At 60.9% G+C, this 21,519-nt stretch carries 23 protein-coding genes and 1 tRNA gene; 16 read left to right on the top strand and 8 right to left on the bottom strand.

Annotation, left to right across the window (positions count from 1 at the left end):
* Nucleotides 1-19: 19 nt before the first annotated feature.
* The 10 genes from BLT50_RS10545 (at nt 20) to BLT50_RS10500 (ending at nt 9,095) form a co-directional block, all read left to right on the top strand.
* Nucleotides 20-841 carry an ABC transporter ATP-binding protein gene (locus BLT50_RS10545; RefSeq protein WP_090028658.1) on the top strand — a complete coding sequence of 274 codons (822 nt, stop codon included), beginning with the start codon at nt 20-22 and terminating at the stop codon, nt 839-841.
* A 37-nt stretch (nt 842-878) separates the two neighbouring features.
* The gene (locus tag BLT50_RS10540) at nt 879-1,865 is read left to right on the top strand and encodes a branched-chain amino acid ABC transporter permease (RefSeq protein ID WP_090028657.1); all 987 of its coding nucleotides are present in this window, start codon (nt 879-881) and stop codon (nt 1,863-1,865) included.
* Nucleotides 1,866-1,869: 4 nt separating this feature from the next.
* A complete protein-coding gene (locus BLT50_RS10535) occupies nt 1,870-2,127 on the top strand; it encodes a hypothetical protein (protein WP_090028656.1) in 258 nt (85 codons plus the stop codon).
* Nucleotides 2,127-3,203, top strand: a complete 1,077-nt coding sequence (locus BLT50_RS10530) for a branched-chain amino acid ABC transporter permease (protein WP_090028655.1) — start codon at nt 2,127-2,129, stop codon at nt 3,201-3,203. Before BLT50_RS10535 ends, BLT50_RS10530 begins: the two co-directional genes overlap by 1 nt.
* Before the next feature lie 111 nt (nt 3,204-3,314).
* On the top strand, nt 3,315-4,598 hold the full coding sequence (locus BLT50_RS10525) for an ABC transporter substrate-binding protein (RefSeq protein ID WP_090028654.1): 1,284 nt from the start codon (nt 3,315-3,317) through the stop codon (nt 4,596-4,598).
* Nucleotides 4,599-4,662: 64 nt separating this feature from the next.
* The gene (locus BLT50_RS10520) at nt 4,663-5,490 is read left to right on the top strand and encodes an ABC transporter ATP-binding protein (RefSeq protein WP_090028863.1); all 828 of its coding nucleotides are present in this window, start codon (nt 4,663-4,665) and stop codon (nt 5,488-5,490) included.
* Nucleotides 5,491-5,572: 82 nt separating this feature from the next.
* Nucleotides 5,573-6,793, top strand: a complete 1,221-nt coding sequence (locus BLT50_RS10515) for a phenylacetate--CoA ligase family protein (RefSeq protein ID WP_090028653.1) — start codon at nt 5,573-5,575, stop codon at nt 6,791-6,793.
* A 121-nt stretch (nt 6,794-6,914) separates the two neighbouring features.
* On the top strand, nt 6,915-8,150 hold the full coding sequence (locus BLT50_RS10510; protein WP_175491454.1) for a caspase family protein: 1,236 nt from the start codon (nt 6,915-6,917) through the stop codon (nt 8,148-8,150).
* On the top strand, nt 8,141-8,530 hold the full coding sequence (locus tag BLT50_RS10505) for a hypothetical protein (protein WP_090028651.1): 390 nt from the start codon (nt 8,141-8,143) through the stop codon (nt 8,528-8,530). Before BLT50_RS10510 ends, BLT50_RS10505 begins: the two co-directional genes overlap by 10 nt.
* Nucleotides 8,531-8,534: 4 nt before the next feature.
* Nucleotides 8,535-9,095: a hypothetical protein gene (locus BLT50_RS10500; RefSeq protein WP_090028650.1), complete on the top strand. Its 561-nt coding sequence runs from the start codon at nt 8,535-8,537 to the stop codon at nt 9,093-9,095.
* 81 nt (nt 9,096-9,176) lie between these two features.
* Here the strand turns inward: BLT50_RS10500 and ykgO are convergent, their stop codons facing one another.
* On the bottom strand, nt 9,177-9,302 hold the full coding sequence (gene ykgO / locus BLT50_RS10495) for a type B 50S ribosomal protein L36 (protein WP_012177066.1): 126 nt from the start codon (nt 9,300-9,302) through the stop codon (nt 9,177-9,179).
* Between the two features lie 70 nt (nt 9,303-9,372).
* A tRNA-Val gene (locus BLT50_RS10490) sits at nt 9,373-9,447 on the bottom strand.
* A 158-nt stretch (nt 9,448-9,605) separates the two neighbouring features.
* Between BLT50_RS10490 and BLT50_RS10485 the strand changes: the two genes are divergently transcribed.
* Nucleotides 9,606-10,469, top strand: a complete 864-nt coding sequence (locus tag BLT50_RS10485) for an N-formylglutamate amidohydrolase (RefSeq protein ID WP_090028649.1) — start codon at nt 9,606-9,608, stop codon at nt 10,467-10,469.
* Nucleotide 10,470: 1 nt separating this feature from the next.
* Here the strand turns inward: BLT50_RS10485 and BLT50_RS10480 are convergent, their stop codons facing one another.
* Complete coding sequence (locus tag BLT50_RS10480; RefSeq protein WP_090028648.1) at nt 10,471-11,724, bottom strand: DNA polymerase IV; 1,254 nt, start codon at nt 11,722-11,724, stop codon at nt 10,471-10,473.
* Between the two features lie 47 nt (nt 11,725-11,771).
* On the opposite strand from BLT50_RS10480, the gene BLT50_RS10475 reads away from it, so the two are divergent.
* Entirely contained in the window at nt 11,772-12,206 is a 435-nt protein-coding gene (locus BLT50_RS10475) for an NUDIX hydrolase (protein ID WP_090028647.1), read from the top strand.
* Here BLT50_RS10475 and pyrF read toward each other — a convergent pair.
* Together pyrF and BLT50_RS10465 are read right to left on the bottom strand one after the other, a co-directional pair.
* Complete coding sequence (gene pyrF / locus BLT50_RS10470; protein ID WP_090028646.1) at nt 12,203-12,898, bottom strand: orotidine-5'-phosphate decarboxylase; 696 nt, start codon at nt 12,896-12,898, stop codon at nt 12,203-12,205. The two genes, BLT50_RS10475 and pyrF, sit on opposite strands and share 4 nt — an antisense overlap.
* Nucleotides 12,899-12,951: 53 nt before the next feature.
* Nucleotides 12,952-13,149, bottom strand: a complete 198-nt coding sequence (locus tag BLT50_RS10465; protein ID WP_090028645.1) for a hypothetical protein — start codon at nt 13,147-13,149, stop codon at nt 12,952-12,954.
* Nucleotides 13,150-13,429: 280 nt separating this feature from the next.
* On the opposite strand from BLT50_RS10465, the gene clpB reads away from it, so the two are divergent.
* Nucleotides 13,430-16,048 (top strand): ATP-dependent chaperone ClpB, encoded by a 2,619-nt coding sequence (clpB, locus tag BLT50_RS10460; RefSeq protein ID WP_090028644.1) that lies wholly within the window; start codon nt 13,430-13,432, stop codon nt 16,046-16,048.
* Nucleotides 16,049-16,117: 69 nt separating this feature from the next.
* On the opposite strand, the gene BLT50_RS10455 is transcribed toward clpB, so the two are convergent.
* The 3 genes from BLT50_RS10455 to BLT50_RS10445 all read right to left on the bottom strand — a co-directional run bounded on the left by BLT50_RS10455 (nt 16,118) and on the right by BLT50_RS10445 (nt 17,802).
* Nucleotides 16,118-16,606 (bottom strand): fasciclin domain-containing protein, encoded by a 489-nt coding sequence (locus BLT50_RS10455; RefSeq protein WP_090028643.1) that lies wholly within the window; start codon nt 16,604-16,606, stop codon nt 16,118-16,120.
* 92 nt (nt 16,607-16,698) lie between these two features.
* Entirely contained in the window at nt 16,699-17,178 is a 480-nt protein-coding gene (locus tag BLT50_RS10450) for a fasciclin domain-containing protein (protein WP_090028642.1), read from the bottom strand.
* Between the two features lie 186 nt (nt 17,179-17,364).
* Nucleotides 17,365-17,802 carry a DUF302 domain-containing protein gene (locus tag BLT50_RS10445; RefSeq protein ID WP_090028641.1) on the bottom strand — a complete coding sequence of 146 codons (438 nt, stop codon included), beginning with the start codon at nt 17,800-17,802 and terminating at the stop codon, nt 17,365-17,367.
* Between the two features lie 111 nt (nt 17,803-17,913).
* On the opposite strand from BLT50_RS10445, the gene BLT50_RS10440 reads away from it, so the two are divergent.
* The 3 genes from BLT50_RS10440 to msrQ all read left to right on the top strand — a co-directional run bounded on the left by BLT50_RS10440 (nt 17,914) and on the right by msrQ (nt 21,018).
* Nucleotides 17,914-19,401: an FMN-binding glutamate synthase family protein gene (locus BLT50_RS10440; RefSeq protein WP_090028640.1), complete on the top strand. Its 1,488-nt coding sequence runs from the start codon at nt 17,914-17,916 to the stop codon at nt 19,399-19,401.
* A gap of 112 nt (nt 19,402-19,513) precedes the next feature.
* Nucleotides 19,514-20,413, top strand: a complete 900-nt coding sequence (gene msrP / locus BLT50_RS10435; RefSeq protein ID WP_090028639.1) for a protein-methionine-sulfoxide reductase catalytic subunit MsrP — start codon at nt 19,514-19,516, stop codon at nt 20,411-20,413.
* On the top strand, nt 20,413-21,018 hold the full coding sequence (gene msrQ, locus BLT50_RS10430) for a protein-methionine-sulfoxide reductase heme-binding subunit MsrQ (RefSeq protein WP_090028638.1): 606 nt from the start codon (nt 20,413-20,415) through the stop codon (nt 21,016-21,018). The genes msrP and msrQ overlap by 1 nt, the downstream gene beginning before the upstream one ends.
* Nucleotides 21,019-21,519: the final 501 nt, after the last annotated feature.

The following is a 21,519-nucleotide window of genomic DNA, read 5'->3' as shown; positions in this document are numbered from 1 at the left end:
ACGATGAAGGGACTGCGCCATGCTTGATGCAAGCGAAGAAGGCTACGTCACCGAGGATGGCCGCAAGATCGGCGGCGTTCTGATGGAGATGAAGAACATCACCCTGCGATTTGGTGGTGTGAAGGCGATCACGGATATCTCGTTCGACATCCGCGAGGGTGAGATCCGCGCGATCATCGGCCCGAACGGCGCCGGCAAATCGTCAATGCTGAACGTGATTTCGGGGTTCTACGTCCCTCAGGAAGGCGAGGTCTGGTACAAGGGCAAGAAACGCCCTCCGATGAAGCCTTACCAGGTGGCGCAGCTTGGCATTGCCCGCACGTTCCAGAACATTGCGCTGTTCGAAGGCATGACCGTGCTCGACAACGTGATGACAGGGCGGCTGAACTATATGAAGACGAATCTTCTTCAGCAGGCTTTCTGGAAGGGAAGCGCTGAAAAGGAAGAAACGGCAAACCGCGAAGTGGTGGAAAAGGTCATCGACTTCCTGGAAATCCAGTCGATCCGCAAGACACCGGTCGCGCGCCTGCCCTACGGACTCAAGAAGCGGGTGGAACTGGCCCGTGCGCTTGCGGCTGAACCCAGCCTGCTGTTGCTGGACGAACCCATGGCCGGCATGAACGTCGAGGAAAAAGAGGACATGAGCCGCTTTATCCTGGATGTGAACGACGAATTCGGCACCACCATCGCCCTGATCGAACATGACATGGGCGTGGTCATGGACCTGTCCGACAGGGTTGTCGTGATGGATTACGGCAAAAAGATCGGTGACGGCACACCGTCCGAGATCCGCAGCAACCAGGCCGTGATCGACGCCTATCTGGGGGTCGCCCATGACTGAGCTGCAAACAATGCTTTCGCAGGGAGGAGCCTGAGCCATGCCCGATCAACTGGTTTTCGCGATGGAGGTGTTCCTCAATGGCCTTATGGCCGGGGTTCTCTATGCGCTTGTCGCCCTTGGCTTTGTCCTGATCTACAAGGCCAGCGGCATTTTCAACTATGCGCAGGGCGTCATGGCGTTGTTCGCCGCGCTGACGCTGGTGGGCATCATGGAAGGACAGGTGCCGTTCTCGCACCTGATCAACGCCGTCTTCGGCACGGATGTGCACCATTTCGGTTGGCATATGCCCGCCTTGGTGTCGATCCTGCTGACCATGGCCGTGATGGTTTTCCTTGCCTGGGCGGTGAACAAGCTGATCTTTAACCACCTGGTCAACCAGGAACCCATCATCCTGTTCATGGCGACGATCGGCCTTGCCTATTTCATGGAAGGTTTCGGCGACATCATGTGGGGCGCCGACATCAAGAAACTGGATGTGGGTCTGCCGCAGGGCATCAACATTCCGATCGACGAAACGACCTATGGCTGGTTCGGCTACGGCTTCTTCATCGACAATCTCGATATCGTCGCCACAGTGATCGCAGCCATCCTTGTGGTCGCGCTGGTCATCTTCAGCCAATACACCAAGCAGGGCCGCGCGATGCGCGCCGTGGCCGACGATCACCAGGCCGCGTTGTCCGTGGGCATCAGCCTGAACTTCATCTGGGTGATGGTCTGGTCGCTGGCCGGGTTCGTCGCGCTGGTGGCGGGCATCATGTGGGGCACGAAATCCGGTGTACAGTTCAGCCTGTCGCTGATCGCGCTGAAGGCGCTGCCTGTACTGATGTTGGGCGGTTTCACCTCGATCCCGGGCGCCATCGTCGGTGGCCTGATCATCGGAGTGGGCGAGAAACTGTTCGAATTCTCGGTTGGTCCGCTGATCGGTGGTGCGACCGAGAACTGGTTTGCCTATGTTCTGGCGCTGATCTTCCTCGTGTTCCGGCCGCAAGGCCTGTTCGGCGAGAAGATCATCGAAAGGGTGTAGACCCATGAACAAGCTGATCGCCATCATCAACGTGATCGCATGGTCGGGCTTTTGGGCCTTCGGCTACCTGGCCTTGTCCTCGAATGTCACCGAGACAGGCCAGATGATTACGGCGGCGATCCTTGCGGCATTGGGCGGTGCGCTGGGCCTGTGGGCCTATTTCCGCCTGATCCGTATCAATGAACACACCGGATACGCCAAACGCCCGAACCGGGCGGACCGGTCGCATCTGGAAATCGAAGAAAACGGGGAGAATGCCTGATGCTTTATCGTGAAGCGGGCGATTTCAAAACGTCCTACGTGGAAGACAGCCAGACCTTCCCGATCAAGTTCGACCGGTATCGTTACTACTTCGTTCTGGTATTCGCCTTTGCGATCGTGCCGTTCGTCATCAACGATTACTGGGTGAACGCGATCTTCATGCCGTTCCTGATCTATTCGATCGCGGCAATCGGCCTGAACATCCTGGTGGGCTATTGCGGGCAGGTCAGCCTGGGCACCGGCGGCTTCATGGCGGTGGGGGCCTATGCATCCTACAAGCTAATGACGGCCTTCCCGGATGTGAACATCTTCTTTCACATCATCGCGGCGGGTGGGATCACCGCGCTTGTGGGGGTTCTGTTCGGCCTGCCTTCGCTGCGGATCAAAGGGTTCTACCTGGCGGTTGCGACGCTTGCGGCGCAGTTCTTCCTTGTCTGGCTCTTCAACCGTGTGTCGTGGTTCTACAACTACTCGGCCTCGGGGCAGATCAACGCGCCCGAGCGGTCGGTATTCGGCGTCGAAGTGACGGGCGCGAACACCGAAGCCTGGGCGACCTATCTGTTCTGCCTCGTGTTCACGGTGGCCTGCGCGATCATCGCGCGGAACCTGACCCGTGGTGCGCAGGGGCGCAAATGGATGGCGATCCGCGACATGGACATCGCGGCCGAGATCATTGGTGTGGACCCTCTGAAGGCCAAACTTTCGGCGTTTGCCGTCAGCTCGTTCTTCGTGGGCATCGCCGGTGCGCTGTTCTTTGCGGTCTACCTGGGCGCGGTCGAAGTGGGCGAGGCGTTCGGAATCCAGAAATCGTTCCTGGTGCTGTTCATGGTCATCATCGGCGGCCTCGGGTCGATCTTCGGTTCGTTCGCGGGGGCTGCGTTCCTTGTCCTGCTGCCGGTTCTTCTGAAGAACACGCTTGTAGGCGCGCTGGGCTGGCCGACCGATCTGGCTGCGCATCTGGAGTTCATGATCGTCGGCGCGCTGATCATCGTCTTCCTGATCGCCGAACCGCATGGGCTGGCGCAGCTCTGGCGCGTGGCGAAAGAGAAACTGCGACTCTGGCCCTTCCCGCACTGACGCGGGGGCGCTTTGGGAACATCCCTTTCCCGCAATGCATGCGGGGCAGGGCACAGGTTTCGGGGATATCCCGGAATTGAGACATCGGAATAACCAAGGGAGGAAAACCCGATGAAAATGAAACTGATCGCAACTGCGCTGGCAGCCGTCGTGGCCGCTGCGCCGGCGATGGCTGAAGTAACCTTCTCGGCGCTCAGCTATCGTACCGGCCCTTATGCGGCGAACGGCATTCCGTTTGCTGATGGCTACCAGGACTATTTCACCCTGCTGAACGAGCGCGACGGCGGCATCGGCGGCGAAAAGATCAACCTGGTCGAGTGCGAAACCGGCTACAACACCGAAAAAGGCGTTGAATGCTACGAGTCGACCAAAGGTACCGGCGCGCTGGTGTACCAGCCGCTGTCGACCGGGATCACCTATCAGCTGATCCCCAAGGCGACCGCTGACAGCATTCCGATCCACTCGATGGGCTATGGCCGCACCTCGGCCAAGAACGGTGAAGTGTTCCGCTGGGTCTTCAACTACCCGGCCAACTACTGGGATGGCGCGTCGATCGCCATCAAGCACCTGCTGGACATCAACGGCGGCGACCTGAGCGGCAAGAAGGTCGCGCTGGTCTATCACAACTCGGCCTACGGCAAGGAACCGATCCGCACGCTCGAAGAGCTGGCGAAAAAGCATGGCTACGAGCTGAGCCTGCTGCCGGTGGATCACCCCGGTCAGGAACAGAAGTCGCAGTGGCTGCAGATCCGCCGTGACCGCCCGGATTACGTGCTGATGTGGGGCTGGGGCGTGATGAACCAGGTCGCCATCCAGGAAGCCGTGAACATCCGTTTCCCGATGGAAAACTTCATCGGCATCTGGTGGTCGGGTTCTGAAAACGACGTGAAGCCGGCAGGCGATGGCGCCAACGGCTACAAGGCGCTGACCTTCCACAACTTCGGCACCAACTATCCGCTGTTCGACGACCTCAAGACCCATGTGATCGACAAGGGTCTGGCCGCCGGTGCGGGTGACCAGGTGGGCACCGTGCTCTACAACCGCGGCCTCTATGCCGCGATGCTGGCAGCCGAAGCGGCCAAGACCGCGCAAGGCATCCACGGTGTGACCGCAATCACCCCCGCGCAGATGCGTGACGGTATGGAAGCACTGGAAATGACCGAGGCGAAAATGGCTGAACTGGGCCTGCCGAACTTCGGCCCCGAGTTCAGCGTCAGCTGCCAGAACCACGGCGGTAACGGCTTTGGTGCCGTGGGCCAGTGGGACGCGGCCGCCGGCGAGTGGAAGATGATCACCGACTACATGCAGTCCGACCAGGACGTGCTGCAGCCGCTGATCGAAGCCGACTCGGCCGCATATGCGTCCGAAAACGGCATCACCGCGGGCTGCAACTAAGCCAGGACAGACGGGCCGCCGTATCGTGCGGCGGCCCGCATCAACCGATTTACGGAGCGTGGACATGCTGGACGCCGCTGAAACGCAGACAGAGACCCTGTTGGAGGTCAACAACATCGAGGTGATCTACAATCACGTGATCCTCGTGCTGAAGGGTGTCAGCCTGAAAGTGCCCAAGGGCGGGATTACCGCGCTTCTTGGAGGCAATGGTGCGGGCAAGACCACGACACTGAAAGCCATTTCGAACCTTCTGGCCTCGGAGCGGGGCGAGGTGACCAAGGGCAACATCCAGTATCGCGGCGAACGCGTGCAGGATCTGAACCCTTCGGACCTGGTGAAGAAAGGCGTGATCCAGGTGATGGAGGGGCGTCACTGCTTCGAGCACCTCACGGTCGAGGAAAACCTGCTGACCGGGGCTTATACCCGCGGGTCGAGCAAGTCCGAGATCGATGCCGATCTTGAAATGGTCTACAACTATTTCCCGCGCCTGAAAGAGCGGCGCCGCAGTCAGGCTGGCTATACCTCGGGCGGTGAACAGCAGATGGTCGCCATCGGCCGCGCCCTGATGAGCCGGCCGGAAACGATCCTTCTGGACGAACCCAGCATGGGCCTTGCGCCGCAGTTGGTCGAACAGATCTTCGATATCGTGAAGTCGTTGAATGAAAGCGAAGGCTACACCTTCCTTCTGGCCGAGCAGAACACGAACGTCGCCCTGCGGTTCGCGCATTACGGATACATCCTGGAAAACGGCCGTGTCGTGATGGACGGGCCCGCCAAGGAACTGCGCGAGAACCCGGACGTGAAGGAATTCTACCTCGGTATGTCGGACGAAGGCCGCAAGAGCTTTCGTGACGTGCGATCCTATCGCCGCCGTAAGCGTTGGCTGAGCTGAGCCGGACGACGCACCGACCTTTCGAGACCAGAACTGACCGCCCGCAGGCCCGGATGCGCCTGGGTGCTGAGAGGATATGCAGATGAGCGGATATTTTGACGAGTTGGAAACCCGCAGCGCGGATGAACGCTCGGCCGCGCTGGCAAAGGCGCTGCCGGAACAGGTCGCTCGGGCCAAGGGGCTGCCCGGCTACGACGGACGACTGGATGATTTCGACCCCGCGCAGGTTGTCGATGCGGCCACCCTGTCGCGGCTGCCTGTCATTCGTAAATCCGATCTTGGCGCGGTTCAGGATGCTGGAAACCCCTTCGGCGGTTTGACCACGCGTCCGGCCAGCGGCTTTGCGCATATCTTTCAGTCGCCCGGCCCGATTTATGAACCGGGTGGAATCGAGCATGACTGGTGGCGCATGGGCCGTTTCCTGAACGCCTGTGGCATCGGACGCGGCGACATCGTTCAGAACTGTTTCGGCTATCACCTGACGCCTGCGGGCATGATCTTTGAGTCGGGTGCAAGGGCGGTGGGGGCGGCAGTTCTGCCCGCCGGGACCGGCCAGACCGAATTGCAGGTGACGGCCGCACGCGACATCGGCACCACCGCCTATGCAGGCACGCCAGACTATCTGAAGGTGATCCTGGACAAAGCCGACGAGATGGGCGTCAAACTGGCGATCACCAAGGCGGCTGTGGGTGGCGGCGCCCTGTTCCCCAGCCTGCGGCAGGAATACGCGGATCGCGGGATCACATGCCTGCAATCCTATGCGACCGCGGACCTTGGAAACATCGCCTACGAATCCGACGCGATGGAAGGCATGATCGTGGACGAGGGTGTGATCGTCGAAATCGTTACACCCGGTACAGGCGATCCCGTTGCCCCCGGTCAGGTCGGTGAGGTCGTAGTGACGACGCTGAACCCCGATTACCCGCTGATCCGGTTCGCCACCGGTGACCTGTCGGCCGTGATGGAAGGCACCTCACCTTGCGGGCGCACGAATATGCGGATCAAGGGATGGATGGGCCGCGCGGACCAGACCACCAAGATCAAGGGCATGTTCGTCCGCCCCGAACAGGTGGCCCAACTGGTCGCGAAGCACAACGAAATTTCGCGTGCCCGCGTGATCGCCGGCCGCGATGGCGAAATGGATGTCATGACCGTTCAGATCGAGGCGTCGGGCGGGTCGGAAGAGGCGTTCGGCCGGACCGTGGCCGAAGTGCTGAAACTAAAGGGCAAGGTCGAAATCGTGGCGCCCGGCAGCCTGCCCAATGACGGCAAAGTCATCGAGGACACGCGCGACTACGGTTGAGTGGTCGCGCGGTTTCACCACCGCGATTGATTGGAACAGGCTTATGTGCCACCCTTTAGGGATTGTTGCCTGGGGGCGGTAGATGCCTTTGCTCCGACTATTGTTCTTTCTGTTTCTCTGTGTGGCGCCGATTGTCGTTCCTTCGGCGGGGCGCGCGGACGGCCGTGTCGCCCTGGTGATCGGGAATTCGTCTTACCCCGGCGACGGGTATCTGCCGAACGCGGCCCAGGATGCCCGCGATGTTTCCGCGGCCTTGCGCAGGATCGGTTTCGATGTCCATGACGGGTATGATCTGACCCGGATCGAGATGCTGCGCCTCACGGCAGACGTGACGGCGAAACTGTCCGAAGGCGACGTGGCCCTGTTCTATTTTTCGGGGCACGGGGTGCAGATCGGTGCCGAGAACTTTGTCATTCCGGTGGATGCGCACGGGGCGACTGCCGACGAAATGAAGGCAAGCTCGGTCAGCTTGCAGGCGATCCTGAAAGAGATGGAGCTGCGCGCCGACACGAACATCATCATACTGGACGCCTGCCGGAACAACCCTTTCACCGCCGAGGCGAAAGGCCGGTCGCTTGGCAGCGCGGCCCGCGGCCTTGCGAAGGTGGACGCCGGCATCGGGTCATACATCGCCTTCTCGACCCAGCCCGGCAACGTGGCGCTTGACGGGGCAGGGCGCAACAGCCCGTTCACGTCTGCGCTGTTGCGTCATATCACATCGGCCAATGACGACTTGCACGAGCTGATGCGCAAGGTTCGGGGGGATGTGGTGCGCGACACCGGCGGGGCGCAGGTGCCGTGGGAAAACTCGTCCCTGATCGAACGGGTCTATTTGTCCGCAGCGCCACCGGCCAGTGCGGTTCAGGCACCGCCCGCCACGGTGCCCCCGCCACCCGTTCAGACCGCACCGGCCACGCGCAGCGGAGAGTTCACGCATATGGTTTCGGGCCTCGATCCGAACGGCGACTACTTTCTTGCGCTACGCAACGGCACCACGTCGGGCGCGCAACGGATCGCCAAGATGTCGGAAGGTACGCGACTGGTCGTGCTGGGCGCGCAGGGGTCTTGGTTGAATGTACGAACCGAAACCGGCCTGACGGGTTGGGCCCATTCGAACTGGATCACCGCGCTGCAACCCCGGGCGGCTGGCGCGAACCAGTGCGATGCGCTTTGGTATCAGCGCAACGCATTCTTCGCGCGGCATGGGTATTGCTTTCGGAGTGCCCGTGGTCAGGCGGCATTTCCCAACGCGAACTGCAATCCGGGGCTGACGGCCGCCAATGTCCCGCTAAGCCCGGCCGAACGTGCAGAAATCGCCCAGATCAAGGCATTGGAGACAAGCCTAGGATGTTCGTGAACGCCACCTTGCGCTGCGTCTTTTCGGGCCTTTGGCTGGCGTTACTGCCGGTATCGGCCATGGCCCAGTGCTTTATCTGCGACCGGGTGGTCGAATTCACGCCGAAAACGGCCAAGTGCTTTTTGATGAATGCGGAAGAGTTCCGCCGCGCCGCGCAGACCGACCCTGCCAAACGCACCGAAGTGAACCTGAAGGATTGTGGCGGGCCACGGGGCCTGGATGCCTTTCCGAATCTCGACAGCCTTGCCGATGCACGGCAAACCACGCCGCGTGTCACATACCTGCTGGATCTCGAAGCCATCGAATGCGTGAACCAGCGGCTGCGCACCGCGCGCCAGATGTCCGATCTGCGGATCGAATTGGATACGGAGTGCGAGTGACCCCATGGCTGTACCCGAAAAACCGGCCCTTCTTGGCCTTTCGTCCGGCCGCTGGAGCGCGTTGGGCAACCTGTTTCAGGCCGTTACCGCACTGGGGGTGCTGTTCGGCGTCTTCGAATATGTCCAATCGCTCGAGGCGGGCCGCGCCGAGAAAACCCTGAACCTGATCGACCGCTGGACCGAAGAGGGCTATCGCGCCGATTTCCTGTCCCTGCGGGATCGGTTCGTGACGGTTGAGCGTTCGATTCCCGAAGCAGACCGGCAGGCGGCAAAGGAAAGCGCCGAATTGATGGAACGCATGGAAAGGAACGTTGCCGCTGCCGTTCTGAAGACGACCGAAGCGCAGGCCGAGTTCGACAACGTGATCTACTACTTTGATCTTCTGGGGCTGTGCGTCGAAGCGAATCTTTGTTCCGAGCACACGGCCGAGGTGTTTTTCGAAGAGACCCTGCAGAACTTTTCGAATGTTTTCACGCCTGAGATCACGGCGCGGCGGGTTGCCTTTCCGGGATCTGCGGAAGGGATCGATATTCTCCTGGACAGTTTCGACGCATCTGCCGGGTGACGGTTTTCGATGCGCCAAAGAAAAAAGACCGTCGCCTGGATCGCAGGCAACGGTCTTTTCATGCTCGAACGTCGGTTCAGATCAGCCCTGGCGGGCTTTGAACCGGCGCTGCGTCTTGTTGATGACGTAGACGCGGCCCTTGCGGCGCACGACACGGCAGTCGCGGTGACGCTGCTTGAGCGAGCGGAGCGAGTTCTTGACCTTCATCGGTCCTCTCCTTTCGTCGCGGCGCGGGCGTGCGCCATTGCAGGTCGTCCCCGAAGGGACAGTGAATTCATGGTGGGCGGTACTGGGATCGAACCAGTGACCCCTACGATGTCAACGTAGTGCTCTACCGCTGAGCTAACCGCCCGAAGTACCGACACTTTCATCGCCCCTAACAAATAGGGGCGCGGAAGTCCGCGCCGGTTCGCGTTCCTATAAAAGGAGTCGGCAGGGGGATCAAGGGCTTTTGGCATCCGTTGTTATCGGTCTATGTTGAAAGCGAACGAGCAGCCCGGATCATAGCAGATGCCCAAGGTCGCCTACCAACTGATTGCCCCCGTAAAACGCACGACAAGCGTCGTTTTCGCGTCGCCGCATAGCGGGCGGGATTATTCGCGCAGGTTCCTGCAACGCTCGATTCTCGACGAGCATACGATCCGCAGCTCGGAAGACGCCTTTGTGGACAAGCTGTTCGCGGCTGCGCCGCAGTACGGGGCGCCATTGCTGCTGGCAGGTGCGCCGCGTGCCTTCATCGATCTGAATCGCAGTGCGGACGAATTGGACCCGGCACTGATTTCCGATGTTCGCCAACCGGCGCATAATCCGCGCGTCGCGTCAGGGCTGGGTGTCGTGCCCCGTGTCGTTGCGGGTGGGCGGGCGATCTACAGCGGGAAGCTTTCGAGGATCGAGGCGCTGAATCGCATCGACACGTATTGGCGCCCCTATCACGCCACCCTGCAAAAGCTGCTGCGCGAGTCGCTTGAGTTGTTCGGCGAGGCGATCCTGATCGATTGCCATTCGATGCCGCACGAAGCGATGGACGGTATCGCACGCGCCGGTGTGCGCCGACCCGAGGTGGTTCTTGGCGATCGCTTCGGTGCATCCGCCAGCGCCGAGATCGTGGACAGGATCGAAGCGGCCTTTGCTGCGGCCGGGCTGAACGTGGTGCGCAACGCGCCTTTCGCGGGCGCGTTCACCGCACAGCATTATGGCCGGCCGCTGCGCCGTCAGCATGTCGTGCAGATCGAGATTGACCGTTCGCTTTACATGAACGAGCAGATGATCCGGCCCAATGGCAATTTCAAAGCGATGCAGACTTTGTTGAGCGGTGTTATCGCCGAGATATCCGATATGGGGTCGGCCACCGAACAGCCCCTCGCTGCCGAATGACCTAGCGCAGGGCGCGCCCTTTCAGGATCGCGTCTTCGCCGAACCTTTTGCGAATCTCGTCTGTTGCGCGTTCTGCCTTTGCACGGGCCCGCGCCTGCGGGTCGAGCAGGTCACCGGACAGGTCGGCGACGTCTTCGCCGCAAAGCTCGGACAAACCCACGCCCAGAAGGCGATAGGGGGACTTGTGGTCTGTCTGGTCGAAAAGCGCCCGCGCCGTTCGGTAGATCGTGTCGGCCATCTGCGTGGCGTCGCGCAAGGACGTCCGGCGCGTCAGAAGCTTGTGATCGGCGCGTTTCAGTTTCAGCGTGATCACGCGGCCGGCTTTTCCCTTTGCCTTGGCGCGATCCGCCACCTTTTCGGCCATGCGCCATATATGCCCGTCCAGCAGGTCGGTGTCGGCTGTGTCTTCCGAAAAGGTGGTTTCGTTCGAGATCGATTTGACCGGCGCATCGCGGCTGACCCTGCGGTTATCCTGTCCCCGCGCAAGGTGCCAGAGCCGGTCGCCCATCGACCCGAAACGCGCGACCAGATCGCGCTGTTCCCAGCGGAGTAGGTCGCGGAACGTGCGGATGCCCGCCTGATCCAGCGAGGCCTGCGCGGCCTGGCCGACGCCCCAGATCATACGAACCGGTTTGTCACGGAGGAAATCGGCGGTTTCTGCCCGTCCAATGACGGAAAACCCGTGCGGTTTGTCGAGGTCCGAGGCGACCTTTGCCAGGAACTTGTTGTGGCTCAGGCCGATGGATCCGGTGATACCCAACTCGGATCGCATGCGTTTGACCAGCCGCGCCAGCATTATGGCCGGGGGATGCCCATGCAGCTTGGCCGTGCCCGTCAGGTCAAGGAATGCTTCGTCCAGCGAAAGCGGCTCGATCGAGGGTGTCAGCTCTTCCATCATGGTGCGTATCTGGCGGCTGACTTCGGCATAGAGTGACATGCGGGGCTTTATGATCACCGCATCGGGGCAAAGTTTCAGTGCCTGGAACATCGGCATTGCCGACCGCACTCCGCGAATCCGTGCGACATAGCATGCGGTCGATACGACGCCGCGACGGCCACCGCCTATGATCACGGGCTTGTCGGCAAGATCGGGATTGTCGCGTTTTTCGACGCTGGCGTAAAAGGCGTCGCAATCCATATGCGCGATCCCCAGGTCGAAAAGTTCGGCATGCCGCGTGACACGCGGAGACCGGCAGGCGGGGCAGCGGGCTCCGTCTTCAAAGGCAGTCAGGCAATCGCGGCAAAGGGCTGGCATGGGCTTGGTGCTGGTTTGCGATGGAACGCAGTATATAAGGTTGCAGGATGCGGGACGACAGCGATTTCATCGGCGCCAAGCTGGCGCTTTTCCTTGGGGACAGGTTGGCCGTGATCCGGCGGGACGACCGGCCGGGTCTCGATTGGGCCGGGTATTGGGATTTTCCCGGAGGCGGGCGCGAAGGTGGTGAAACCGCACAGGATTGCGCCTTGCGCGAAACGGAAGAAGAGTTGGGGATCGCCGTGCCGCGCGAGGCCTTGGTCTGGAACCGCGCGTTCTTGCGCCCGGATCGCGCGGTTGGATGGCTATTCGTGGGGCGTCTGCCGGCCGATGCGGCCGCGTCCATCCGTTTGGGAGATGAGGGCCAGGCATGGGCGCTCATGCAGCCGGCAGATTACCTGTCACACCCTTTGGGCATCCCGCATTTCAAGGAACGTCTGAAGCTGTACCTGCACGTCATGCAACGCGGCAGCGTGGCCTAGACGCCCGCCAGTTCGTCGACGATGGCCTGCGCCGCTGCGCGCGGGTCGGCCGCCTTCCAGATGGGCCGTCCGACCACGATGTGGTCGGAACCGTTGGCGATGGCCTGTGCCGGGGTGGTTACACGTTTCTGGTCGCCCAGATCCGCGCCGGCCGGCCGCACGCCCGGCGTTACGATCAATCGGCCTTCGGATTGGGGAAGGGCGCGTATCATCGCGGATTCCTGCGGGCTGGCGATCACGCCGTCTGCCCCGGCCTCGAACGCGCGGGCCGCGCGCTCTGCGACGATATCGGCAATGTCGCCCGGCTTGATCAGCCCGGCGTCCAGATCGCTGCGGTCCAGCGAGGTCAGGATCGTGACGGCGAGGATCTTCATGTCCTTGCCGGCGGCGCCTTCCTTTGCCGCGCGTACGACGTGGGGATCGCCATGCACCGTCAGAAAATCAAGATCGAACTGCGCCAGTCCACGCACGGCGTTTTCCACCGTGGCGCCGATATCGAACAGCTTCATGTCGAGGAAGATGCGCTTGCCGTGCTCTTGCTTGAGCTCGTTGGCCAGGGCCAGCCCGCCGCCGGTCAGCATGCCAAGGCCGATCTTGTAGAAGCTGACGGCATCGCCGATCTTCCCGGCCATCTCGAGCCCCAAATGAGCGTTGGCGACATCTAGGGCGACGATCAGGCGGTCATCGGACATGGGCGGCTCCTTGGATCAGGTTGCCGCCGTTGTTGTGGAAAAGGTCCGCTGCGTCAAGCGGCCAGAGGCATCGACTGCAGGTCTGTTTCCAACGTGATCCGGCGTGTGCCGCGCCGGTATTCGGGCATGCGCATGATCTGGCGAAGTGCATCCTGCAACAGACCCGTGCGCATTTCTTCGAGGTCGTTGTAGGCCGAAACCGGGACATGACAGACGCAATGCGTGGTGCCTTTGCTGGTCGACAGGATCACGTCTGCGGCGCACAGGCTGTCTTCGACGCGCAGTTCGGAGAATTCTACCCTTGGATATGCATGGTTTTCTCCTTCTTTAAGTATCCACCTAATCGCTAAAGTTGGATTGTGGTCCGATTGTGATTAAACAGCGGCCTTTCACGCACCTATCCGTTTGCGTCATCGGCATCGCCTCTTGAACAGGTGCGGCGCAGTTCACACATAGGTGAAGAGGCCCGGACCGGGGCGTGCCGCCAAGCGGGCGCTACAAAAATCGGGCGCTTATAAAAGGAGAGTGACGATGGACTTGTCTAAGTTCACGGAGCGGTCGCGTGGTTTCATCCAAGCTGCGCAGACCATCGCGATGCGCGAAAATCACCAGCGGCTTGTGCCCGAGCACCTGCTGAAAGCCCTGATGGATGACCCCGAAGGATTGGCCAGCAACCTGATCAAACGTGCGGGCGGTATGCCCGAGCGCGTTGTCGAGGCGTTGGAACTGGCATTGGGCAAGCTGCCCAAGGTAACCGGCGATGCGGGTCAGATTTACCTGGACAACAGCATGGCCCGTATCATCGACGAGGCCGAAAAGATCGCCAAGAAAGCCGGTGACAGTTTCGTTCCGGTCGAACGGCTGCTGATGGCCTTGGCCATGGTGAAATCCGGCGCCAAGGATGCGCTGGATGCGGGTGCCGTGACGCCGCAAAAGCTGAACGAGGCGATCAACGATATTCGAAAGGGCCGCACCGCCGACACCGCCAGCGCCGAAGAAGGCTATGACGCTCTCAAGAAATATGCGCGCGACCTGACCGAGGCCGCACGCGAGGGCAAGATCGACCCGATCATCGGTCGAGACGACGAAATCCGCCGCGCGATGCAGGTTCTGAGCCGCCGGACCAAGAACAACCCGGTCCTGATCGGTGAGCCCGGTGTCGGCAAGACCGCCATTGCCGAAGGGCTGGCGCTGCGTATCGTCAACGGCGATGTGCCGGAATCCCTGCGCAACAAGCGGTTGATGGCGCTGGATATGGGCGCGCTGATCGCCGGTGCGAAATACCGGGGCGAGTTCGAAGAACGCCTTAAGGCGATCCTGTCGGAAATCACCGCTGCCGCCGGCGAAATCATCCTGTTCATCGACGAGATGCATGTGCTGGTTGGCGCGGGCAAGACCGACGGTGCGATGGACGCTGCGAACCTGATCAAGCCGGCACTGGCGCGGGGCGAGCTGCACTGTGTTGGGGCGACGACGCTGGACGAGTATCGCAAGTACGTGGAAAAGGATGCCGCCCTAGCCCGCCGGTTCCAGCCCGTGATGGTCGAAGAGCCGACCGTCGAGGATACGATTTCCATCCTGCGCGGCATCAAGGAAAAGTACGAGCTGCACCATGGTGTGCGGATCTCGGACTCGGCGCTTGTGGCGGCGGCGACGCTTTCGCACCGCTATATCACCGACCGGTTCCTGCCGGACAAGGCGATCGACCTGGTGGACGAGGCTGCCAGCCGGCTGCGCATGGAAGTGGACAGCAAGCCGGAAGAACTGGATGCCCTGGACCGTCAGATCCTGCAGATGCAGATCGAAGCCGAGGCACTGCGCCTTGAGGACGACAAGGCGTCCAAGGACCGGCTGGAGAAGCTGGAAAAGGAACTGGCCGATCTTCAGGACAAATCCGCCGAGATGACTGCCAAATGGCAGGCCGAGCGGGACAAGCTGGCTTCGGCCCGCGAGTTGAAGGAGCAGTTGGATCGTGCCCGCGCCGAGCTGGACATCGCCAAGCGCGAAGGCAACCTGGCGAAAGCGGGCGAGCTGTCCTATGGCATCATTCCGCAGTTGGAAAAGCAGCTGTCCCAGGCCGAAGAGGCCGAGGATGAGGACGTGATGGTCGAAGAGGCCGTGCGCCCCGAGCAGATCGCACAGGTGGTCGAACGCTGGACGGGTATCCCGACCTCGAAGATGCTGGAAGGCGAGCGTGAAAAGCTGCTGCGTATGGAAGACGAGTTGCACCGCCGGGTGATCGGACAGGATGCAGCCGTCAAGGCCGTGTCGAACGCGGTGCGCCGTGCGCGCGCCGGCCTGAACGACGAGAACCGGCCGCTGGGTTCGTTCCTGTTCCTCGGCCCGACCGGCGTGGGCAAGACCGAACTGACCAAGGCGGTTGCCGAATACCTGTTCGACGACGATCAGGCGATGGTACGTATCGACATGTCGGAGTTCATGGAGAAGCATTCGGTCGCGCGGTTGATCGGTGCGCCTCCGGGATATGTCGGCTATGACGAAGGCGGCGTGTTGACCGAGGCCGTGCGCCGGCGCCCCTATCAGGTGGTGCTGTTCGACGAGGTCGAGAAGGCGCATCCCGAAGTGTTCAACGTACTGCTTCAGGTTCTGGACGACGGTGTTCTGACCGATGGGCAGGGGCGCACGGTTGACTTCAAGCAGACGCTGATCGTGCTGACTTCGAACCTCGGCAGCCAGGCGCTGAGCCAGTTGCCGGAAGGGGCCGATGCGTCGGATGCGCGGCGTGGCGTGATGGATGCGGTGCGGGCCCATTTCCGCCCTGAATTCCTGAACCGTCTGGACGAAATCGTCGTGTTCGACCGCCTGACCCGCGACCAGATGGATGGCATTGTCGATATTCAGCTGGGCCGTCTGACCAAGCGTCTGGCTGCGCGCAAGATCAGGCTGGAACTGGACGACACGGCGAAGACGTGGCTGGCCGACGAAGGCTATGATCCGGTCTATGGCGCCCGCCCGCTGAAGAGGGTGATCCAGAAGGCGCTGCAGGATCCCCTAGCCGAAGCGATCCTGTCGGGTGAGGTTGCAGATGACAGCGTGGTGCCGGTTTCGGCGGGTGCCGACGGGCTGATCATCGGGGACCGGCTGGGCACGACCAAGAGGCCCAAGCCCGACGACGCGGTCGTTCACTGATCGTCCGCGCCGACAAAGAAACAGGCCCGCCCGGTTATCCGGGCGGGCCTTTTTTGTCCGTTGGTGCGGTTACTTGGGCAACAGCACCTTGTCGATCACGTGGATAACCCCGTTCGAGCCGGCAACATCGGCCTGGATCACGCGGGCCTTGTTGACCCGCACGCCATGGGTTCCGTCGACATGCACGGTCTGGCCCTGCACGGTTTCGACGTTCAGGCGCTGACCGGCCAACTGATCCGAGGTCACGGTGCCAGGCACGACGTGGTATGTCAGGATGCTGACCAGCTTGTCCTTGTTTTCCGGCTGGAGCAGCGATTCAACCGTGCCGGCGGGCAGGGCTTCGAACGCTGCGTTCGTGGGTGCGAAGACGGTGAAGGAACCGTCGCCCTTCAAGGTGCCAGCCAGATCGGCGGCGCCAACGGCGGCGACAAGGGTCGAGAACTGGTCATTGGCGGCAAGGATGTCGACGACATCCGGTTGGCTGGGTGCCATAGTGCACCCGGCTGCGGTGGTAAGCCCGACAGCGGCGATCGCTGCGAAGAATGTACGACGTTTCATGGAGTGTCCTCCCGTTCGGTGTGAGTGATTTGAAAAGAATTTGTTAGCGGCGCGCGCAGCCCCCTGCGCGCGCCTGAAAATCCGCTGACGGATTACTTGGGCATGATCACGCCGTCGATGACGTGGATGACGCCGTTCGATGCTTCGATGTCCGCAGTCACGACATTGGCGCCGTCGACGGTGACGCCGCCTTCGGTCATGATCGTGACATCGCCGCCCTGAACAGTGGTTGCCATCATGTTGTTGGACAGATCACCCGACATCACTTTGCCGGGCACGACATGGTAGGTCAGGATCGCGGTCAGCTTGTCCTTGTTTTCGGGCTTCAGCAGATCTTCGACCGTGCCTTCGGGCAAAGCGGCAAACGCCTCGTCCGTGGGTGCGAAGACGGTGAACGGGCCGTCACCCTTGAGCGTGTCGACAAGACCGGCGGCCTGGACCGCGGCGACAAGGGTGGTGAAGCTGCCGGCGTCAACGGCCGTGTCCACGATGTCCTTGGAGTGGCCGCCAGCAAGTGCGGGGCCGGCCAGGAAGGTGGCTGCGGTCAGAGCAAGATAAGTTCTGCGAAACATGGTAAATCTCCCATCGTTGTTTCAGCGAATGCCTGTTTGGCATCGATGAGCACTACGAAAGTTTCGCCCCACTGGTTCACCGGGGTTTCTTGCCGACCGGGCTTGACGAAAAAAGGCGCAGCCCTAAGCCGCGCCTATAGATGCATTCAAATGGAATCTTTGTGATCCTTCGCGAGCGCGACGTGATCAATCCAGTCCGATTGCGGCCCTTGCGATGCTGTCGAGCAGCTCTTGCACCTCTTGCATTTCGCCCGCGGGGAAAGTGCGGTATCCGATCATGACCTGACCGCCGGGCTGCTGCGCGACGAAGATGTCGTACGGGCAGAACTGTACGTTCATCGGGTTGATCTCCATCACCTTGCGGCTGAGCGCCGCGGAACAGAACGAATAGATGTCCGCCTTGGTGAAGAGCGTGACTTCACCACCAACATCGGCCTTGGTCCGTTCCAGCATGTCGCCGGTGTGGGATACGTGGTCGATCACGAGGCCCTGATCCAGGATCGCGTTCTCGAGGCCGAAGATCACGTCGTCAAAGCTGTCTTCGGTCGCGTAGGTGACAGGATCCTGAGCCTGGGCGATCGAAGCCGTTGCGCAAAGGATGGTCGCCATCAAAAATCGTTTCATTCGTGTCCTCCGGACGTAGGCGGCGGTTCCGGCCGCGTCGCACAATGTGTAACGTTACATCATAAGGTTCATGCAAGGTGTCACTTTGACCCAAGTCAACCGGGGGTGAGTATGGAATTCGTTTTGGACGCGCTTTTGGTGCTGGCGCTTCTGTTCATTCTGGCGCTGGGCGCAGCCGTCTTGATCGTGGCCGCCCTGTTTCTGATCGACCGAACGCAAACGGGCGATGCGATCCGCCGCAACTATCCGGTGATCGGGCGGTTCAGGCATTTATTCACGTCGCTCGGGGAATTCTTCCGCCAGTATTTCTTTGCGATGGATCGCGAGGAAATGCCCTTTAACCGCGCGCAGCGGGACTGGGTTTATCATTCGACCAAGAGCAAAGGGAACACGATCGCTTTCGGATCGACCCGAAACCTTGGTGTTCCCGGCACGCCGATTTTCGTGAATGCGGTGTTTCCCCCTCTGGACGATCAGTTTGCAGCCACCCAGCCCATGCTGATCGGCCCGACTGCGGCCATTCCCTTCAATGCAAAGTCCATCTTCAACATTTCCGGCATGAGCTATGGCGCGATCTCGCGTCCGGCTGTCGAGGCGCTGAGCCGCGGAGCGGCCGAGGCGGGTATCTGGCTGAATACCGGGGAAGGCGGGTTGAGCCCGTATCACCTGACCGCCGCCTGTGACATCGTCTACCAGATCGGGACGGCGAAGTATGGCGTTCGGGACGAACATGGCAATCTGAGCGACGAAAAGCTGCGCAAGGTCGCCGAGAACCCGCAGGTCAAGATGTTCGAGCTGAAGCTGGCGCAGGGCGCGAAGCCGGGAAAGGGCGGTATCCTGCCCGGTGAGAAGGTGAATGCCGAAATCGCCGAGATCCGTGGCATTCCCGTCGGCAAGGACAGCGTTTCACCGAACAGACATCAGGAAATCGACGATTTCGGCGACCTGCTCGACATGGTGGGGCATATCCGTGAAGTCACCGGCAAGCCGTGCGGCTTCAAGACGGTGATCGGATCATCGGATGCGTGGGAAGCCTTTTTCCAACTGATCAATTCACGCGGATCGGACAGCGCACCGGATTTCATAACGATTGACGGTGGCGAAGGTGGGACGGGCGCTGCACCGATGCCCTTGATGGATCTTGTGGGCATGCCGCTGCGCGAAGCATTGATGCGGATGGTGGACCTGCGCGACCGTCACGGTTTGAAGGACCGCATTCGCATTGTCGCCAGTGGCAAGCTGGTCAATCCAGGCGACGTGGCGATGGCGCTGTGTGCCGGCGCGGATTTCGTGACCTCGGCGCGCGGCTTCATGTTCTCGCTGGGCTGCATCCAGGCGCTGAAGTGTAACCGCAACACCTGTCCCACCGGGATTACCACGCATGATCCATACCTGCAGCGTGGCCTTGTCGTTGAAGACAAGTACAGGAAGGTCGCCAACTATGCCCGTTCGATCATCAACGAGGTCGAAACCATCGCGCATTCCGTCGGCGTGGCCGAACCGCGCCTGATGCGGCGGCGGCACGTGCGTATCGTGCAGGCCGATGGCACGTCGCTTCCGCTGAACAAGATCAGGCCGAGCTTCAACGCACCGCCGTGACGGCGCCGGAATGTTTCAATGCGCCACCGTTTCGTGAAATCGCTTGTTTTGCCTGTGCGGGTGCGTGCCTCTACGTCTTTGGCCAACGCTAAGTGGCAATGAGGGTGCACAAATGGCATTTCGCTGGAAGAACGACCTGACGGATCGCGATGTGACGGACGAGGCTGTGTGGCTGAACCGCCGGCAGATCATGGGCGGCTTCGCGGGATTGGGGCTTGCCGGTATCGCGGGTTCCGCACACGCGGCGACGGATGAACCGAATAGCTGGGAAGAGATCACCCGCTACAACAATTTCTACGAGTTCGGCACCGGCAAGGACGATCCCGCGAAATATGCCGACGCCATGACGATCGATCCCTGGAGCGTGCGCATCGACGGGATGGTCGACCGCCCGGGGGATTATGCGTTCGACGACATCATGGCGAAGATGACCGTTGAAGAACGCATCTATCGCTTCCGCTGCGTCGAGGCGTGGTCAATGGTGATCCCGTGGAACGGGTTCGAGCTTGCCGATCTTCTGAACCTCGCCGGGGTCAAGTCGGGCGCGAAATACGTGGCGTTCGAAACCTACCTCAACAAGGACGAGATGCGCGGCACACGTTTCCCGGTTCTTGACTGGCCCTATGTCGAAGGTTTGCGGTTGGACGAGGCCATGCATCCGCTGGCGATCATGGCGACCGGTATTTACGGGCGCGATATCCCGAAGCAGAACGGGGCTCCGCTGCGGCTGGTCGTGCCGTGGAAATACGGGTTCAAGTCCATCAAGTCCGTCGTGCGGATCACTCTGACGGACCGCGAGCCGCCGACAAGCTGGAACAAGGCGAATGCGCGGGAATACGGATTCTATTCGAATGTTAACCCGGAGGTCGATCACCCCCGTTGGAGCCAGGCGAGCGAACGCCGCATCGGCGGCGGGTTGTTCGCCAAGAATATCCCGACCCGGATGTTCAATGGTTACGCCGACGATGTTGCCGGCCTTTACGACGGCATGGACCTGCGCAAGTTCTTCTGATGGGCTTTCGCGACCGTATCAATGCTTGGGCAAGGCGGATACCAACCTGGGTGATCTACCTCGTTGGCGCTTTGCCCGCACCCTGGCTGTTTTATCTTGGTGCGACGGGTGGGCTGGGGGTCGAACCCGTCAAGGCGTTGGAACACGAATATGGCGAGCTTGCGTTGCAGCTGCTGATCGCCGGGCTGTGCGTTACGCCGTTGCGCCGGCAGTTCGGTATCAACCTTGTGAAGTTCCGCCGCGCCTTGGGTCTGCTGGCGTTCTCGTATGTCACAATGCATTTGCTTGTCTGGGCAGTGCTGGATGTTCAGGCGCTTGACCGGGTCTGGGCCGACATCGTCAAGCGGCCATACATCACCATCGGGATGTCAGCTTTTGTTCTGATGGTGCCGTTGGCGGCGACATCGAACAATTGGTCGGTCCGCCGTTTGGGTCCGCGGTGGCGGCAGTTGCACAGGTTGACCTATGCGGTCGTCTTGCTTGGGGCGGTACACTTCATCTGGTTGCGCAAGGGCTGGCAGGTCGAGCCGCTTGTCTATCTCGTGGTGATCGTCGCGTTGCTGGCGCTGCGCATGCGTGGTGCGTTCCGAACGCGAGTCGCCTGAAAAATTGCAAGAGCGACTCGGCGTTGCCGGGTGAAATCGATGAATCTTGAACCAACCCACGGGGCCTTTTGGGGATAACCCGGTGGATAACTCAATATGTTGTGGCTGAGCGGGCGTGCAGCCTGAAATTTTCTTGCCTGGTCCGCGCCCCCAAAGAAAAAAGATTCCCTCAAGCCTATGAAAAACAGGGGAAAATCAGAAAAATGAAAAAAATCCGCCTATCTCCCAAAAAAGGGGTTGCGGGGGTCAGGGCTTATCCGTAAAAGCCCCTTCACCGGCGCTGCTGAGGCAGACGACGGGACGCCAGACGGGGTCGCAAGGCAGACGAGGCGGAAACATCATGGTTTAATATCGAGCTGGTTGCGTCGGTTATGTAGGACGCGCTCGGTCGATTTTGTGCCCTGATCGCTGTTTGACATTGTTATGATACTGAAGAGATATGCGGGCGGTTTGGTCTGTTTTTCGACGGATTGGATGTCTGTATATCGCGTCTCTAGGTTT

It is taken from the genome of Lutimaribacter saemankumensis (assembly GCF_900100005.1).
Lineage (GTDB): Bacteria > Pseudomonadota > Alphaproteobacteria > Rhodobacterales > Rhodobacteraceae > Lutimaribacter > Lutimaribacter saemankumensis.
The sequence above is the reverse complement of the archived record's forward strand: the minus strand, read 5'-3'. Positions and strand labels throughout refer to the sequence as shown.